The sequence below is a fragment of the uncultured Porphyromonas sp. genome (assembly GCF_902489635.1).
In the GTDB taxonomy this organism is placed as follows: Bacteria; Bacteroidota; Bacteroidia; order Bacteroidales; family Porphyromonadaceae; genus Porphyromonas.
Map to the genome: position 1 here is coordinate 1 of NZ_CABUAN010000024.1, position 16610 is coordinate 16610.

The window sequence follows — 16610 nt, forward strand, 5'->3', positions numbered from 1 at the left end:
TATTCGAGAAAGGAGGGAATCGGACGAATTTCCCCGTAAAGATATGTAAATAGAGATTGGAGGTTAGAGGCTAGAGATTAGAGGGCGGAGCTGACTCATTGTATATTGTATATATAATGTGTTAGTTCTGTTCTCCCCGACGAAGGAAAGAGAGGCTGGAGGCCTTCTTGGTTCATCGGAGGATTGGTCGGAGGGTTGGTTGGAGGATTGGTCGGAGGGTTGGTTGCTAGGCCAGTTGTGAGGGTTGGGAGCTTTTTTGTATCTTTACGGAGCAATCGAAAAACAAGAATAGCGTTACTATGGCAAACATCAAAGAGTACATAGCGGAGCACGAGAACCGCTTTCACGAGGACCTATACGGTCTCGTGCGTATCCCATCGATCAGCGCGCAGAGCGAGCACAAGGCTGATATGCAGCGTGCTGCCGAGTATCTGCGTGACCACCTGCTCTCGCTAGGCGTGCAGGAGGCGGAGGTGATGCCTTCGCAGGGCAACCCCATCGTCTTCGGACACTATAAGCAGCCTGGGGCGACGAAGACGATCCTCGTCTACGGGCACTATGACGTGATGCCTGTGGAGCCTCTGGAGCTGTGGGAGAGCCAGCCCTTTGAGCCTGAGATACGCGATGGACGCATCTACGCTCGTGGCGCTAATGACGACAAGGGGCAGATTATGATCCAGCTCAAAGGCTTCGAGACCGCTAAGGCTCTTGGCTTGGTCGGGGTCAATGTGAAGTTTATCTTCGAGGGCGAGGAGGAGATCGGCTCAGGGAGTTTGTCGCCTTTCTGCCGTGAGCATAAGGATCTGCTGGCAGCGGACGTGATCCTCGTATCTGACACGACGATGCTGAGCGAGGTGACGCCGAGCATTACGGCTGGTCTACGTGGTCTCGCCTACTGGCAGGTGGAGGTAACGGGTCCCAATAGGGATCTGCACTCAGGTCACTTCGGCGGTGCTGTCGCTAACCCGATCAATGAGCTGTGCAAGATCATTGCTCAGATCGTAGACGACAAGGGACGCATCACGGTACCAGGCTTCTACGACAAGGTGCTACCACTCTCCGACGAGGAGCGTGCGATGATTCGCAAGGCGCCTTTCTCCGAGGAGGCTTACTGCCGTGCGCTGGATATTCGTGAGACGCAAGGCGAGGAGGGCTACATTACGCTAGAGCGCAATAGCTGTCGTCCTTCCTTTGACGTGTGCGGTATCTGGGGCGGTTATCAAGGCGAAGGTGCCAAGACGGTGCTTCCCTCGAAGGCTTACGCTAAGCTCTCTTGCCGTCTGGTGGCTAATCAGGATCATGAGGAGATCTCCCGCCTGATGAAGGAGTATATCGAGCAGATCGCGCCTAAGTCTGTCCATGTGAAGGTGACGCCGATGCACGGCGGTGCGGGTTACTACTGTCCGCTAGACCTGCCTGCTTACCAGGCTGCTGCTCAGGCGGTCGAGAAGGCTTACGGGGTGGCTCCGCTAGCGATACGCAGTGGCGGTAGCATTCCGATTATTGCTGCTTTTGAGGAGATCCTCGGACTTAAGACGGTATTGATGGGCTTTGGTCTGGAGGAAGATGCAATCCACTCGCCCAATGAGAGCTTTTCGGTAGGTGTCTTCCGCAAGGGTGTCGAGGCGGTAGCTGAGTTTTACCGACTATTTAACTAAACGGGCATGAGTAGTATACTAATTAAGGAGTCGCTCATCGGAGGGGCGACGCAAGATCTCTTGATCGTGGACAATCGTATCGACAAGATCGGTACGGATCTGCTCCCGATCGATGAAGAGACGATCATCCTCGACGGCCGTGACAAGGCGGTCGTGCCAGGACTCTGCAACGGACACACACACTGTGCCATGACGCTCTTCAGAGGGTATGGCGATGACCTGCCGTTGCAGACTTGGCTGGAGGACTACATCTGGCCCGTGGAGGCACACATGACGGAGGAGGATATCTACGTCGGTGCTTTGCTCGGCTGTGTGGAGATGATCCAGAGCGGTACGACCTGCTTCCTCGATATGTACACAGCGCCTGAGGCGACCGCTCGTGCGGTGCTGGAGACAGGCATAAGGGCTAATCTGAGCTACACGCTCTTCGACCGTGGCGATGCCGAGCGGGCACAGCTAGATCGCGACAATTGCTACCGCTATGAGCAGCTCTTTGCGGAGCTCCCTGAGCGGATCGGCTGGAGTGTGGGACCACACGCTATCTACACCGTTTCGGGGGATCAATTGCACTTCGCGAAGGAGTTTGCCGAGGAGCATGAGATCCCCATTCACCTGCACCTCTCCGAGACAGAGCGTGAGGTGAAGGATTGTATTGCCGAGCACGGCACGACGCCTGTCCGCTATCTGGAGCAGATCGATGCGCTCTCGCCTCGCTGCATCATGGCGCACAGCTTATGGCTGGACGATGAGGAGCTAGACATCCTAGCACGTCACGGCTGTACACTGGTTCACAACCCGGCGAGCAATATGAAGCTGGCTAGTGGTGGGCGCTTTCGCTACGAAGAGATGAAGGAGCGGGGCATCCCTGTGGCTATTGGTACGGACGGCTGCTCCTCGAGCAACGACCTGGACATGTACATCGCTATGCGTATGGCTTCGCTCCTGGGCAAGGTGTGGCGCTACGACCCGACAGCGGTCTGCGCTCCCGACATCTACCGCTCCGCAACGGAGGTGGGCTACGCTATGCTGGGACTCAAGGGCGGACGCATCGAGGAGGGCTACCTAGCCGACCTTTGTCTTATAGACCTTAAGGCGCCGAGCATGGTGCCTTGTCACAATCTGACTTCAAATCTTGTCTACGCAGGCTCCTCGACGATCGTCTCGACGACCATCGTGGACGGAGCAATCCTCATGCGTGACCGTGAGATCGTCGGCATGGAGCGCATTATCGAGATGGCTCGTCGCACGGCTCACGACTTACTTCACCGTAAGGGGTAGAGACCTTTTCACTATCAAACGAAATACACTACTATGGACTTTCAAAAATATCAGCAAGCAGCCGACTATATCAAGAGCAAGATAGCGGCACAGCCCCGCGTGGGCATCATACTAGGTAGCGGCCTGGGCAATCTAGCCGACGAGATCGCTAACCCGACCATCATCCCATACAGCGAGATCCCCAACTTCGCACACTCGACCGCTATCGGTCACAAGGGCAACTTCATCTCTGGCACGCTGGGTGGTGTCCCCGTGGTGGCGATGCAGGGACGCTTTCACTACTACGAGGGCTACCCGATGGAGGTGGTCACGCTGCCAGTGCGGGTGATGAAGCTCCTCGGCATCGAGATCCTGATTGTCTCCAACGCTGCGGGTGGCATCAACTCGAACTTCCACGTGGGTGACCTGATGATCATCAGGGATCATATCAATATGCTTCCCAACCCACTCATTGGTCCTAATGATGAGAACTTTGGGGTCCGCTTCCCCGATATGACGCGTGCTTACGATCGTGAACTGATTGCGCTCGCTGAGACCATCGCTCAAGAGCAAAAGTTGACACTCCAGAAGGGTGTCTACGTAAGTCTTACCGGTCCTTCCTACGAGACGCCTGCAGAGTATAAGTATTGGCAGACGGTCGGCGCTGATGCGGTCGGCATGAGCACGACGCCAGAGGTGATTGTGGCTCGCCATGCGGGTATCCGCGTCTTCGGCATGTCCGTCATCACGAACGAGGGGTGGCACTTCGAGGGAGACTACACGAACGATGGCGACGAGGTGGTCGCTGCCGCCAATGCCGCCTCCAAGCGTATGGGTGGTCTCATCGCAGAGCTCATAGCCCGTGCCTAACTCCCCGATAGACGAAGAGACGATCGCTGCACAGCTTGTCGCCATACGTGCTGCGCTCCGCACACGTATGGACGGCTCTGTGGCGCAGTCGATGCGGGAGTCGGGACTGGACTACCGCTACAACTGGGGCTGGACACGAGGCTATCTCCTAGAGCTTGCGGCGCAGTACCAGCCCTCCCGACAGCTTGCCGAGGCACTGCGGGACACCTCCGTGCGGGAGCTGCTGATCCTCTCCACAATGCTCTTCCCCCGTGAGGAGCTCACGGAGCAAGACGTGGCGGCTTTCCTCGAGAAGGCAACCAATGTGGAGCTACAGGAGCAGCTCGCCTTTAACCTCCTATCATACGCACCACTAGCCATTCGCTGGGCGGAGAAGGTTGTCTTAAGCAACGCTACTGATGAGTCGAAGCTCTACGTGGCACTCTTAACCATCGCAAACTATACGAAGCGACAGCCTGACAAGCCTTTGCCAGAGAAGCTGACGGAGGCACTGGAGTCGTATGTCTCTGCCGAAGAGCTACCGATGCATTGTCGTCGTGTGGCGTATGATCTGCTGATTACATTAGAAGAGCGCACAGCAAGCAATGATTGACGCATACTTTATCTCAGAGGTGTCGTGGGAGGTCGCCAACAAGGTGGGTGGCATCTACACCGTCCTCTCGTCACGAGCGGGCGAGATGATGCATCGCCACGGGGCGGAGCAAGTTCTTTTCGTGGGTCCTCGTCTTCGACCGATGGAGGAGATGGTAGACTTTCGTGCGGAGACCTTTTGCATCACCCTGCCCAGTCACATCTCGCTACTGGGCGTGGAGCTACCGATCACGCAGGGCTACTGGCTCACGCCTGGGGGTGAAGCGCAAACGATCCTCGTGGACTACAAGCCGCTCGCCACAGTCCGTGATCAGCTCTACTACCTCATGTGGCAGCACTACGGCATCCAGTCGGACCTCGGTTATGGCGACTACGACGACTCCTGTCTCTTTGCCCTTGCAGCTGCCGCGACACTGCTCGCTGTGACTCCGCAGCTCGCGTCGCCTGGGAGTCAGCCGATAGCTATTTATAATGAGTGGATCACTGGCATGGGCTTGCTCTATCATCACCTGCAGCAGCCAGACCTGCGCTCGCTCTTTATCACCCACGCCACGACCGTGGGGCGCTCTATCTGTAGCAATGGCAAGGATCTCTACCGCTACTTCACGGGCTACCACGGAGATCAGATGGCGAGCGAACTGCATGTCGAGGCGAAGCATGCGCTAGAGAAGGCGGCCGCCCATACCGCCACCATCTTTGCGACGGTCAGCGAGGTGACCGCTCTGGAGTGTACACAGCTCTTGGAGCGTACGCCAGTGGTCTTGCCGAATGGCTTCCACGCATTGGCTACAAGTCGCTTTAAGTCAAAGGCTCGCCAGCGATTGCTAGACGTTGCCAGCCGGCTTTATGGCAAAACCTTTGCCGCTGAGCGCACGACACTCGTCGCTACCTCGGGACGCTACGAGTATCGCAACAAAGGGATCGACCTCATTGTCGCTTCTCTCGAGAGCCTCCTCCAGCAGCAAGCGAAGCTTTCGTCTGACCTCATCCTTTACTTCTTCATTCCCGCTTGGGTTGCCGAGCCTAGAGCCGACCTAGCCTATCTGCTCAGTGATACCGACCCAGAGAGCGGTATCACCCCATTACAGTATCCTTACTTAACGCATTGGCTGCACAACTTGCGAGAGGATACACTTGCTAATCGTCTAGGCGAGCTACTCCAAAGAGGTGCAACAGCGCAGCACATCTATCCGATCTTCGTGCCCACCTACCTCGATGGTCATGACGGTATCCTAGGCTTTCCTTATTATGATCTGCTGAGTGCCCTCGATCTGACCCTTTTTCCCTCGTACTATGAGCCGTGGGGCTACACGCCGCTAGAGAGTATCGCCTATGGCGTGCCGACGGTGACGACAGACTTGTCTGGCTTTGGCCAGGCGATCTTAGAGCTCTATGGCGAGCCTGCTACGGACAGCCTGCAGCACGGTGTGCAGGTCATCCCACGTCGTGATCATGACGACGCCTTTGTGACAAAGGCCTTGGCGACGATCCTAGAGCAAGCTACCGCAGGACTCCCGAAGGCATGCTACAAGCAAGCTCGGCAGACAGCCGCCCAAGCGCTTTGGGCACACTATTACGACTATTATATAGAGACTTACCGTCAGATGAAGACGCCGAGCTAGTTGATCAGCTGCGTGCGGCTATCCTGATCGGCTCTAGCAGGCTCCATCTCGGAGCGTGGCACCATGCTCTGGGCGAGGTAGTCAGGACGATTGGCGTAGATGTATAGGACGCTGCCCCCCTTGATCGCATCGATGATTGGACGCGCCAGTGCACGAGGCACTGCAGGGCACCCGTAGCTACGCCCGAGACGTCCCTGTCGGATGATCTGATCATTCACATAAGCGGCACCATGTACGACGATAGCACGAGCCCGTGCCTGATCGTTGTACCCACGCTCCAGCCCGTCGAGACGTAGCGAGTAGCCGTTGCTCCCGCTGTAAGTCTCATTGGTTAGGTAGAAGCCCAGAGAGCTCTGATGTGAGTTCGGTTGGTTGGAAAAAGAGGTAGCGTAGTTTTCCCCACTACCACGTCCATGCGCGCAAAGCGTAGCATAGAGGAGCTTACCCTGCTCCATGTCAAAGACAAACATACGCTCCTGAGTCGAGGGCTTGGAGAAGTCCACGATGGTAAGCCGTGAGCGATGCTTGTTTGAGATCTGATTGTATCCCCGCACGCCCAGGCTAAAAGCCTCAAACGAGAGCCTCCCCTCCAGGCCCATCTGCTGGTAGAGCTGATTGATCTGCTGTCGCTCTGCAGAGGTAGGTACGACCGTCACACGGTGTCCCGTGGGCGGTATGTCCCACAGCGAGACATCAGACCCAGCTACGTAGCTAGGCATGAGTATCATCAAGATTATCAACCATCTAAGTGAAGAGCTGTGAAGCGTATGCATATCTAGTAAGAGGCTCATTAACGCGCCAAAGGTACGAAAAAGAGATTAGATGTTAGATGTTAGAGGTTAGAAATTAGAGGTCAGAGGCTAGATGTTAGATGTTAGTTTCTAGCAGCACTAGCAACACTAGTGCCCCCTCTCTAAAAACGCAGTCGGTCGGCACACACAACCTGTGTGCCGACCGACTGATAGTGCTCGACCGCTTAGAACCAGAACAACGGGTAGTACCAAATGAGCCGGGTCGTATTCATAAGTTCTTCCCAGTTGTAAGTGGAGGTGGTGTTTGCCCTCTGATAGCCAACCGTAATAAAAGACATCGTTGGCTCGAACACGCTCTCTGGGATCTTCAGATAAAACTCGTAAGAGAGATTGTTCTGACTGATGGGCGTGTTACTGAGCGTTAGATAGTTGGATATATCGACATACCTTCCTGGATCATCATCGTAGATATTCCAGTATGGCTGTGCATTGGGATGTTCGTAATACCCGCCATTTGCGTAGTGTAGGAGTTGCCCCTTGACCTCCACGCTCGTAGCTGTGAACTCATGCTCCTCACTTGCCACCCACTCTCGCAAAGTCTTGGTCGCACTAATGGTGAAGGCGATGTAGCCGTACTCAGATCGAGCCTGATAGACACTCTTTATCGTTACCGATTGATCCAGATTCGCAGGAGCTTTCGTCTTATCATAGGTCAGATAAAACAGCCCATCGGTGTTAGTCGCCTGGATGTAATACGTACCTTGAGGGACGGCGTTACCTTTCTGGGTGAAACGACTGGTGCTAGGCATCGGTCTCTTTGTATTAGAGGTGCCAGGCTCCTTGAAGTAAAGACGTATAGGCTTGGACTTGTAGGGCGAGGCACTAGAATAGATCGTCTCCGTCTCGTAGTAAGGGGAGGAGAGGACGATATCGTGGTTAGGAGAGGTTGTCCCATCATTGACTAGCACGGGGATGCGTACGCGTCCATTGTGGCGATCGTAGGAGTCTGTCTTGACGATATAGCGGTAGTAGACCTTGCTGCCACGCTTGACAATGGTTAGGTTCTCCGTATTCCCTTGTTTATTCCTTGGGGAGAGATCTGGAGCCTCGATGAGCACATCAAAGGGGAAGATACCCTTGGGCAGATTCTTATACAGATCAAACTCGAGGAACTTATCTCCTGCTTGCCCCCCCTGTGCATCATTGACCAGCTTGGCCTTAAAGAGTAGCGGCTTGCGTATGGTGATCTCCACATTACGTATCAGGGGGTTGGTAGCACCAGTAACAGGCTTGCCATCTGTACGCACATAGGTGTATAGATCCTTAGGGTTAGCCGGGGGGGTGTCGTCAGGAGCGTAAGAGCGTAGTCCGGCCACCTCAATGCTGTATCGCTCGACAGCATCGGAGGGGATGTCCTTGACCTCGACGCTAAAGTGGTCGTCATTGCCACTACGAGTGCTTACGTCTGTCTGTGTCAGAGCGCCCATGTAAGCATCATGGTCACTCCACCGCTTGTAATACCTGATATACTGTGCACCAGAGCCTGCTCCCGTACCACCCCCATAGGGCTTGAAGCGATAGTTGCTATTGGTGATGGCAAAGCTGGTGTTAAAGTTATATGTACCAGGACGCACGATCAGTATCTGGACGGGATCCGCCTTGAGCGTAAACATCTCGTCGGAGACCTGCGTGAACTCCTGTAGCTCGATCGAGGAGAATATGTTGTTGTGCGCAGGAGCTGCTATCGCCTCAGCCATCGTAGCGTAGCCGTCCGAATTAACCGCCGTAATAGTCACCTTGTAGTGATTGTTGCGGATGATCGGGAGGACGCGATCGCTGACGATGTTTTCCTTATTTCGCTTGGCAACGAAGTCTACCTTGTAGTATCGAGTCTCAGTGTTTCCATTCTTGAGCAATTTCTCTCCTCGAATGATGAGGAAGACCTTCTTATTCCCATCGTTTTGATGCTCAAATAGTCTAAACTCAGCATCCGCTGGGACGATGTGCTCTGGAATATCGTTGGGGATGATCTCTACATCGGGAGGAATCGTTGCCTTGGTCGGTGCATAAGGAAAGGCAAAGGCGTAGTTGTCCATCACAAAGGGAGCTACCGTGCCACTCTTATGCACATTGCAAGCGGTAAAGCCTGTCAGCTTGAAGCCATTTGTTGCCGGAGCCTTATTGACTACCGTGACTTTGGCATGACAGCGTAGGAGCTTGATCACCTTGCCTTGTAGCGACTGACCATCTAACTTATTTAGCTTGACCTGCGCCCACATCGGGTCGAAGGCTTTGGTCTTATCGTTATTACCATTGGCTGACTCAATGCTTGTCGTCAGCTTGGGTATAATCGCTCCTGCCGAGTTGCCCACGAGGTAGTAATCCTGCGTTTGTCCCGTCCAGTCGTAATTAGCCACGAAGTGTAAGTATCGAGGCTTGCTACTCTGTATGAAGGTCGCCTTAAAGCTCTTGATCATCTTGATAGAGCCTTTTTCACCATCAGGCAAGAAGGCGTCATCCGTTAGACTAGCAGCTGAGGTGGGGTCTCCTAGTACAGCGTCTGTCGAGTAGAGAAACTGCTGATTATCGTCAAAGACTAATATGCGTAGCGAGGAGATCTTCTCGACCTCGTCATCGTTGATGGATTCACTCCTGAGTGCTAGTTCACGCAGATCATCCGCGTGTAGTCCTAGGGTCAGCGTGATCGAGTCGCCCTCCTTACCCTCAGGTATGAGCATGCTATCCATAGGCTCCCGGGCACACCCAGCGAGTAGCAGGAGCAGTGGCAGGGCTATATAATAAAGATATACTCTTCGCTTCATAAGAATTGGATTACTGCTCGTCATACATATATGTGTCAAAGATGGGTCGGACATAGACTGCGGGGAAGCCATCTTCGTACGAGTTCTTCTTCCCTCGTTTATTGACCATTTCCTGAAATGTGATGACCTTATGTTGTAGGAAATCATACACCATACCCTCCTCTGCTACCCAATAGTAGGAGCCAAAGAGCAAGCCCTCAATCTCTGTTTTCTTATCTATCTGCATCTCGTCAATAAGCTTCATCTCGGCAGAGGTAGGGATACGCCACCGCCCTTGATACTTGAAGTCTTTGTAAATGGTACGCCATTCCCCAGAATAGGGCCCTGGATAATTACCTGTTATGTTATAGAACTCTGTATAGTTGCCATTTGTACCAAACTCACCCTCGAAGTAGTCGAAGCAGCGCGTCTGGGCGTCCCAATAGTACGCTGCGAGGTTTTGTATTTTAGCCGTTCCACCTTGGTAAGAGGAAGTGCCATCATTGTAGTCTGTTGGGTTGGTGTAAGGATCATGCACACCCCAGAAAGCACTAGACAATGGACCATAGTAAGGAGCTTCAGCTGAAAACATCTGCGAGGAGAACCTACTCTCACGACTCATGGTGCTGGGCACATCCCCAGGCATTTGAAAAGAGTAGAAACTCATACCATGTTGGCTGGCGATGATGAACTGTGGAGAGATGAGCTGGTTGGACATGTGATCAGTCTTAGTCCGACCCTTGGAATCCACCGGCGAGCCGATGCGCTCACCTTCTCTAGGAACTACAGTTGTGATCTTAAAGTTCACCTCGTTGACCTGAGGAGAGTATTTGTCTTCTCCCTGATACTTGCCGAAGATGCCAATTGTGGAGTGATACCTAAAGTCAGCGTAGACGGGTGTCATCTTACCATTCTCGTCTACGTACTGCTCCCTGCCATTGTGGAAGCGCTGAGAGCGTTCGCCCGTGACATACCTATTGGGATACTGCAAGACGCGCACTACTTGGCTTAAGTTACCGCCCCGTTGCTTTACGGTGAATTCAATGTGATACGGAATATAGTTGACCGGTACAGGGTGCTTGATCGTGATGACTCCATTGGAGAGATAATCCTCCGAAGGGGTAATCACGATGCCGTCCCAGTCGGACGTATTAGGCTTACTAGAGACCTCAGTTTTAGTTCCATTGATCTTGTAGAGCTTGGACTCCGTCTGGCTATACTCACGACGGTAGTGTACGCCTCGCTTGTCGTAATACTCGTACCAAACGCTCTCTATCTGAATATCTACTGGCAGACTGGAGGCATAGGGTATGGAGACCTCATCGACATCCGCCATGATGGGACGCCTGTCATACACCTCGAGGTACTGCGCCTTGAGAAGCTCGCCATCGACGGCATCAATCAGATTCCACGGCTTGATGGCTATAGCAGCGGCTATGTCTACGGGGGTGTCTTCGTTGAGACTGCCTAGGACCTCGATGGAGGTGAGGACGTCATAGAGATGGTTGCGCTCGAGTTTGTGAAGCATATCCTCTTTGACCTCCCCGAGAGCCTTGCGGTAGTTCACTGGTATGCGGTAGTAGTAATTAACCCAAGAGTCTTCAGCCTTTGCCTCCTTAGGACGCATAGTCAGCTTGAGACGTAGGAAAGTCTCATTTGTCGAGGTGCTACGCCAGTCATGCTCGTAAGCGTAAAAAGGCACTGTACCATAAAACTTGCCGTCTCCCTTGCTATTCTTATACCCTAGAGCAGAGAAGTCGGTCTCAACCATAGGACGGTAGGCGGAGTTGTGCCAGTCGCTACCATTGGGCTGATAGGGAGAGGCACTCCGTACGATCTTCGTCTTCTCTGGATAGCGTACGAGACAGACTTCAGGTACGCTACCTGGCTTGACGACATATTGAGTCGCGATACCATTCTGATAGTCCTTGACATCGATATGGTCGATCCTCAGTCGAATCTTGGCAGCAGCACGATAGAGTTCGATCGTCCCTAGTTCTGCTCTTGGTTTTTGATAGCCCCAAGTAACGGTCGTCTGGAGTGCACCATCCATAAGAAATTTATCCTGTGGGGCTATCTGTCCGTTTTGGGGAGCAGGGTTGAGCTTGCTCTGATCGTCCTGTATCAGCTTGTAGAGAGCTGTCTTTGTTGTGACGCTCGTGGCTATAGACTCGCTGGCATTGACCACCGCGATATAGTCTAGTGGCGTACCCTCGAGCTTAGGAAGGTCATCCTTGGGGACAATAAAGGTGGCACGACTGCCGATCTCGCTACCCGTGAGCGCCTCCTGCTTGAGCGGAGTGTAGCGCCCGACGAGATTGCCTGACATTGGGTCAAAGACAAAGAGCTCTATGCTCTCGATCTTGTTTTCATTCAGTATGCTGATGCCGTGGAGCCCGTTCTCCTTGTCACCCTCTTCCTCGCCGACGTGGCTACGGAGCGTGGCTGTGGTCGTCTGCTCGGTACGCGGTATGAGCGTGAGCTCGAGGAGCTTGCCATCTTCCTCGGAGATGTGCAGAGCATCGTCTGTTCGCTCACTAACGCAACTGGTGAATGCCACACAGATGCCCACGAAGGTGAGCACGGTGCAGAGGGCTATGCGTGCGCTGGTCTGGATATTATATCGAAGCTTTGTCATTGCGAGTCTTAGTACATTACTTGTTTGATACGCCACCGCTGAGAGCCTCCGCCATCCATGTAGCTGTCACGGGTTCTCTGAGGGTTGAGGTCTAGCTCCTTGCCATCGACTACGATGTAAAACTGAGTGTAGTATGGCTCAGAGGTAAACTCCTGTCGGGGCTTGATCTGGAATGTATAGGTTTGTGGAGGAACTTGACCGACGATGTCTGGCTCTACTACCTGATCGTAGGTCGTGCCCGTAAAGAGGTAGTTCAGTCCGTTCGTGATGGAGGCTGACCAAATAGCACCTACGGGCTTGGTAATCTCAAAGGTAACCTCGACGATCTCGTTGTGTGAGAGGAGTACCTCCTGAGATATGTCGTTTAGATCACGTGTGGCATTAGTTTTTGTGTTGACGACCTTGAGCGTGCACGTATACTTCGGTCGCGTGAACTGCAGCTCTGACTGGATCAGTTGCCAGGGCATCACCTTAAAGTTTATGACTAGGTACTTACCATCGGCAGGTACATTGATGTCGTAACGATAGTGATGGTTGCGGACGATGCTGTAGTCGGCTTGATTGCTTAAGACATTGCCCGTAGCGACATCTAGGTAGGTGTATTCCGACCCTGGGGTCATGTTTTGTGTGTTCTGATTGGAGATGATAGGGATCTTGTGTACGACGCCACTCACCATCTCTATCTGTATGTAGCTGGGAGTGCCAATGGGCTCGTCGCTCCTCGAATTCCATCCTAGTGTAGAGGAAGCCTTCCCGAGGAGTCGCTCTGGGATGTACATCTTAGCTTGGAAGCTATTGCCCGTGATGGAACCACTACCATTAAAAGGCTTTTCGGTTAAAGCTACAGAGGCAGATTTACTATTCTCCATAAAGGAGTGCTGTGTAGCTACATTGCAGATCTTGATGCTCTTGATCTTGCTGACGCCATCTCCCGTGAGGTTGAGGCTGACCTTGGCTGAGGAGCGTACCAGATTGACGGTCTGTTGCTTCGTGCCAGTCTCGGGGCTGTCAGGCCAATTGCTGACAGGCTCGAGAGGCTTCGATGTATTTGTCGTCGGAGTAAAGGGCTTGGGTACGCTCACACTCCCGCCTGCGGGTATGATTTGGTTCTCATAGATACGCGCCATCGGGAAGAGACTCTTCTCCGTGCCTTTCATCACGGCACCATTGTAGAGTGGTGTGCCTGTGTCGCGGCTCTGGAAGCTCTCGAGATGTTGTAGCGTTGTCTTCAGGTCAGCATAGGTTTTCAAGCCCTCCAGCGTATTCTTCCAGCTCTCAGGATAGTTTGCTACAAAGCAAAAGTGGTACCGTGCCCCCTCCTCGGGCTGTAGCTCCATGAGGAAGTATTGCTCCGTCGTGAAGTGGCTCTTGACGAGTAGGCTCTGATCATCTGTAGTTCCCACCTTATAAATCAAGACTGCTAGCTCGCCTACATAGTCTTCATAGTCCTTGGAGTCAGACTGTATAGAGGGATTGTCGCCCTGCTCACGCAGAGAAGTGTTGGGGAGTTCTATTCCACCCATTGAGAAGCGCAGACAGGTGGTCCGACTAGGGTCATCGTCAGGTACGGCTCCTCCGTTCATCCGCTGGCACGATACAGATAGTAGCGTGCTGCAGAGGAGAGCTAGGAGTGTAATGTATAATGTATTGCGAGACATAATAAGCAGAGAGCTGTATGTGTGTTAGGGAAGGGAGTGGTGGATAGATCGGGAGGGGTGGAGAGGCCCTTAGTATCTATTGGTCAGATTGACTGGGAAGGAGTGTATCTGATAGTTGTTGATGAAGATGTTGATCACGAGGTTATTGTCCTTACACTTATCTTCCAGCTCTAGGACGATGTCAAAGTCGTGGGTACACTCTAGGTTTACGTTGGGGTTCTCTAGTAAGACCTTCCCTAGGAGGTCCTGCTCGAGGAAGTCCTTCTTCTCCTTCTTATTGTGTAGACGTAGGAGGTTGTGGTAGCCACTCTTGAGCTCCATAAGTGTGAAGGAGAGGGTTCTAGCAAACTTGTCTTTGTATAGCTCTACGCCTGGGTAGTTGAGGGTTGGATTGTCTAGAGGCATCCGCCTATTGATGAGGTAGGTGCCATCGGCCGAATAGGTCAGTATGTCAAAGTCGTCAATGTCGTAGCGGTCCCGTACACTCTCGTGGAGTCGCAGGGTAATGTTGATGCGGTTGGTCACTTCTAGCATGTTGATGGAGACATTGGCATACACGGTACCGTACTCCTTACGGTCTGGTAGAGAGACGACACGGCTCTCACCTTGCCATACCTTATGCTCTCCGAGACTGATGGCCTTGTCATTCTCGGCACGTAGTCGTAGCATGACATCTTTTTTGGTTGTCGTGCCCTCTACGAAATTCCCCAAAGTGAAGTATTGGTCTGGCGTGCCGCCCCATGCGATGAAGGAGTACTGTCCATTCTCGACGGGAGGAAGCTCGACCTTGTACACCTCAGTCAGATCCACCCATCCTGTCACCTTCTTTACTGTGACTAGCACATCGTTTAGGTCGAAGGCGAAGACATACAGCCCATTTACCTCACCCACAGCCTCTGGGGCTTTCATACAAGGGGTCTGATTGTAAAAACTGATGTACACCCCTTGAGGGCACTCCTCGAGATCCTCATAGATGATCTTGCTACAAGCGGTGGTGAGTGCTAGGAGAGTGAGTAAGGGAAGTATAATATGGTGAACCCTATTCATAGCTCAGATGTTTGATAGAAGTGATAAGAAAGGACTACAGGGGGCTGGACGCCTCAGTGAGATGGGGGACCAACGCCCCCTGTAGTCGTCTGTTGTGCGATCTACTCAGCCTCTATATTAGGATAGAAGCTGGGTCGATGATTAGTAACGGTTGATAAGATCTACCTTATAGCTGTGGATCGTCCAGGGGAGTACCTGCAGCTGTACAGAGAGGTGAGTCTTCTTCGTCTCGAGAGGCTCATCAGGCTTGATCTCATCCTTGTCTGCTACACCCATCTCGCCGAAGCCGGTGATGTGTGCATGGTAGACCTGGTTGCGTACCGTAGGAGACTCGCTGATTGTCTTGGTCAGATCTTCATAAGGAACGTCTGGGTTCAGCCAGATGTAGTAGTACATCTCACCATTCTTGTACTCCTTAGCGCTCTGCTTCTTCTCGTGAGTGGCACCTGCTGTTAGAGCAGCATCCATAGCCTCAGCCCTTTCGAGAGTAGAGTAGAACTTACCATCAGATAGACCTAGGTAAACAGTCTGAGCCTCGGTGCCAGTAGGAGCAGCGCCATCGATCTTGTCTACGGTGAAGGTCGCCTTGATCTCAAACATAGTCGTGTTGCCCTTCATGTACTTGCCTTCAGCGTGTGTGACAGGGAGGACGAACTTGCTAAACGTCTCCTCACCTAGAGCAGCCTTGACATTATCAAGCGTGTTGTCTGCCTTTACGATAGCAGCCTTGTAACCCTCAGCGTCAGAGAAGAGCATCTTACCATCAGCCTCGGTAGCTAGAGTAGCCCAAGTACTAGATGTAGGAATGAAGTCGTATACAGGAGCTGCGACCTTCCAGTTCGTGCGGTCCTCTAGGACGTTGAACTGTAGGGCGCTACCAGTCACCTGATAGGCGATATCCTTGACGGTAACCGTTGCTGTCGTTTGCTCTGTTGTGGCACCCTGAGCATCTGTGAAGGAGCGCTTGACTTCGATCGTCTTCTTGACCTGATCGTCTACAGTGACGATAGCACGAGATGCGACACGTGATACGCGTACCTCGACACGGTTAGCCTTACCACCGATAGCGTCTTCCTTGCTGACGTTGGGCTTGATCTCCATTTCCTGAGGAGCGGTCTCGTTGGTCATCAAGACGATATCCTTCTCAGCCTCGTACTTAGCTACATCTGCAATAGCAGCAACGGTAGCGATAGCCTTCTGGAACTCTGCGTCGAACGTAGCTGCATCAGCGGTCTTCTGATCGAGGATGGTTGTGACCTTGTTGGTGACATCATTGATGACGACATAGACCTTTACCTTGTCACCAGACTTAGCCTCTACAGCGAGGTTAGGAGCGAGGATACCATTGTTGATGCCCCCGAAATTGGCCTCCGTGAATTGATCTGAGCTGATCGTGGTAGTACCATTAGAAGTGGTGGCTACGTAGACCTTGATCTTCTTGATCACGTCACGACCCTGCCACTCACCATCTAGCTTGTTGTGGTCATCAGGTAGAGCACGCGTCTCAGGTGCTGGGAAGCGGACGGAGACACCTACGTAGGTGTCGCACTGGCCGTTTTGGAGTGCAGCGTCTTGTCTGTCACTCTTGCAGCTTGCTAGCCCGAGCAGGAGTGCTGCTGCGGCCAGAAGAGCTGTTCTCATTCTTAGTTTCATCATTGTTAGTTGATTAAATTGTTATTATGAAGTACTGTTTTCGTTCTTTAGGTTGGAGCTTGT

11 protein-coding genes are annotated in these 16610 nt (G+C 52.8%); 5 read left to right on the plus strand and 6 right to left on the minus strand.

What is annotated here, in order from left to right:
• Nucleotides 1-299: 299 nt before the first annotated feature.
• The 5 genes from RDM37_RS05740 to RDM37_RS05760 are packed head-to-tail and all read left to right on the plus strand — an operon-like array spanning nucleotide 300 to nucleotide 5998.
• A complete protein-coding gene (locus tag RDM37_RS05740; protein ID WP_308555790.1) occupies nucleotides 300-1658 on the plus strand; it encodes a dipeptidase in 1359 nt (452 codons plus the stop codon).
• 6 nt (nucleotides 1659-1664) lie between these two features.
• The gene (locus tag RDM37_RS05745; RefSeq protein WP_297728858.1) at nucleotides 1665-2936 is read left to right on the plus strand and encodes an amidohydrolase; all 1272 of its coding nucleotides are present in this window, start codon (nucleotides 1665-1667) and stop codon (nucleotides 2934-2936) included.
• A 33-nt stretch (nucleotides 2937-2969) separates the two neighbouring features.
• Entirely contained in the window at nucleotides 2970-3785 is an 816-nt protein-coding gene (locus RDM37_RS05750) for a purine nucleoside phosphorylase I, inosine and guanosine-specific (protein ID WP_308555792.1), read from the plus strand.
• Nucleotides 3778-4377 carry a peptidase gene (locus tag RDM37_RS05755; protein WP_308555794.1) on the plus strand — a complete coding sequence of 200 codons (600 nt, stop codon included), beginning with the start codon at nucleotides 3778-3780 and terminating at the stop codon, nucleotides 4375-4377. Before RDM37_RS05750 ends, RDM37_RS05755 begins: the two co-directional genes overlap by 8 nt.
• On the plus strand, nucleotides 4370-5998 hold the full coding sequence (locus RDM37_RS05760) for a glycosyltransferase (RefSeq protein WP_308555796.1): 1629 nt from the start codon (nucleotides 4370-4372) through the stop codon (nucleotides 5996-5998). The genes RDM37_RS05755 and RDM37_RS05760 overlap by 8 nt, the downstream gene beginning before the upstream one ends.
• On the opposite strand, the gene RDM37_RS05765 is transcribed toward RDM37_RS05760, so the two are convergent.
• From RDM37_RS05765 to RDM37_RS05790, 6 genes are all read right to left on the minus strand, one after another.
• Nucleotides 5995-6717, minus strand: a complete 723-nt coding sequence (locus tag RDM37_RS05765; protein WP_308555798.1) for a murein L,D-transpeptidase catalytic domain family protein — start codon at nucleotides 6715-6717, stop codon at nucleotides 5995-5997. The genes RDM37_RS05760 and RDM37_RS05765 overlap by 4 nt on opposite strands.
• 257 nt (nucleotides 6718-6974) lie before the next feature.
• Nucleotides 6975-9572, minus strand: a complete 2598-nt coding sequence (locus RDM37_RS05770; protein WP_308555800.1) for a hypothetical protein — start codon at nucleotides 9570-9572, stop codon at nucleotides 6975-6977.
• 10 nt (nucleotides 9573-9582) lie between these two features.
• Entirely contained in the window at nucleotides 9583-12189 is a 2607-nt protein-coding gene (locus RDM37_RS05775; RefSeq protein WP_308555802.1) for a hypothetical protein, read from the minus strand.
• An 8-nt stretch (nucleotides 12190-12197) separates the two neighbouring features.
• Entirely contained in the window at nucleotides 12198-13847 is a 1650-nt protein-coding gene (locus RDM37_RS05780) for a hypothetical protein (protein ID WP_308555804.1), read from the minus strand.
• Nucleotides 13848-13916: 69 nt separating this feature from the next.
• Nucleotides 13917-14894 carry a FimB/Mfa2 family fimbrial subunit gene (locus tag RDM37_RS05785; protein ID WP_308555806.1) on the minus strand — a complete coding sequence of 326 codons (978 nt, stop codon included), beginning with the start codon at nucleotides 14892-14894 and terminating at the stop codon, nucleotides 13917-13919.
• A 141-nt stretch (nucleotides 14895-15035) separates the two neighbouring features.
• Entirely contained in the window at nucleotides 15036-16550 is a 1515-nt protein-coding gene (locus RDM37_RS05790) for an Mfa1 family fimbria major subunit (protein ID WP_308555808.1), read from the minus strand.
• Between the last annotated feature and the right edge of the window lie 60 nt (nucleotides 16551-16610).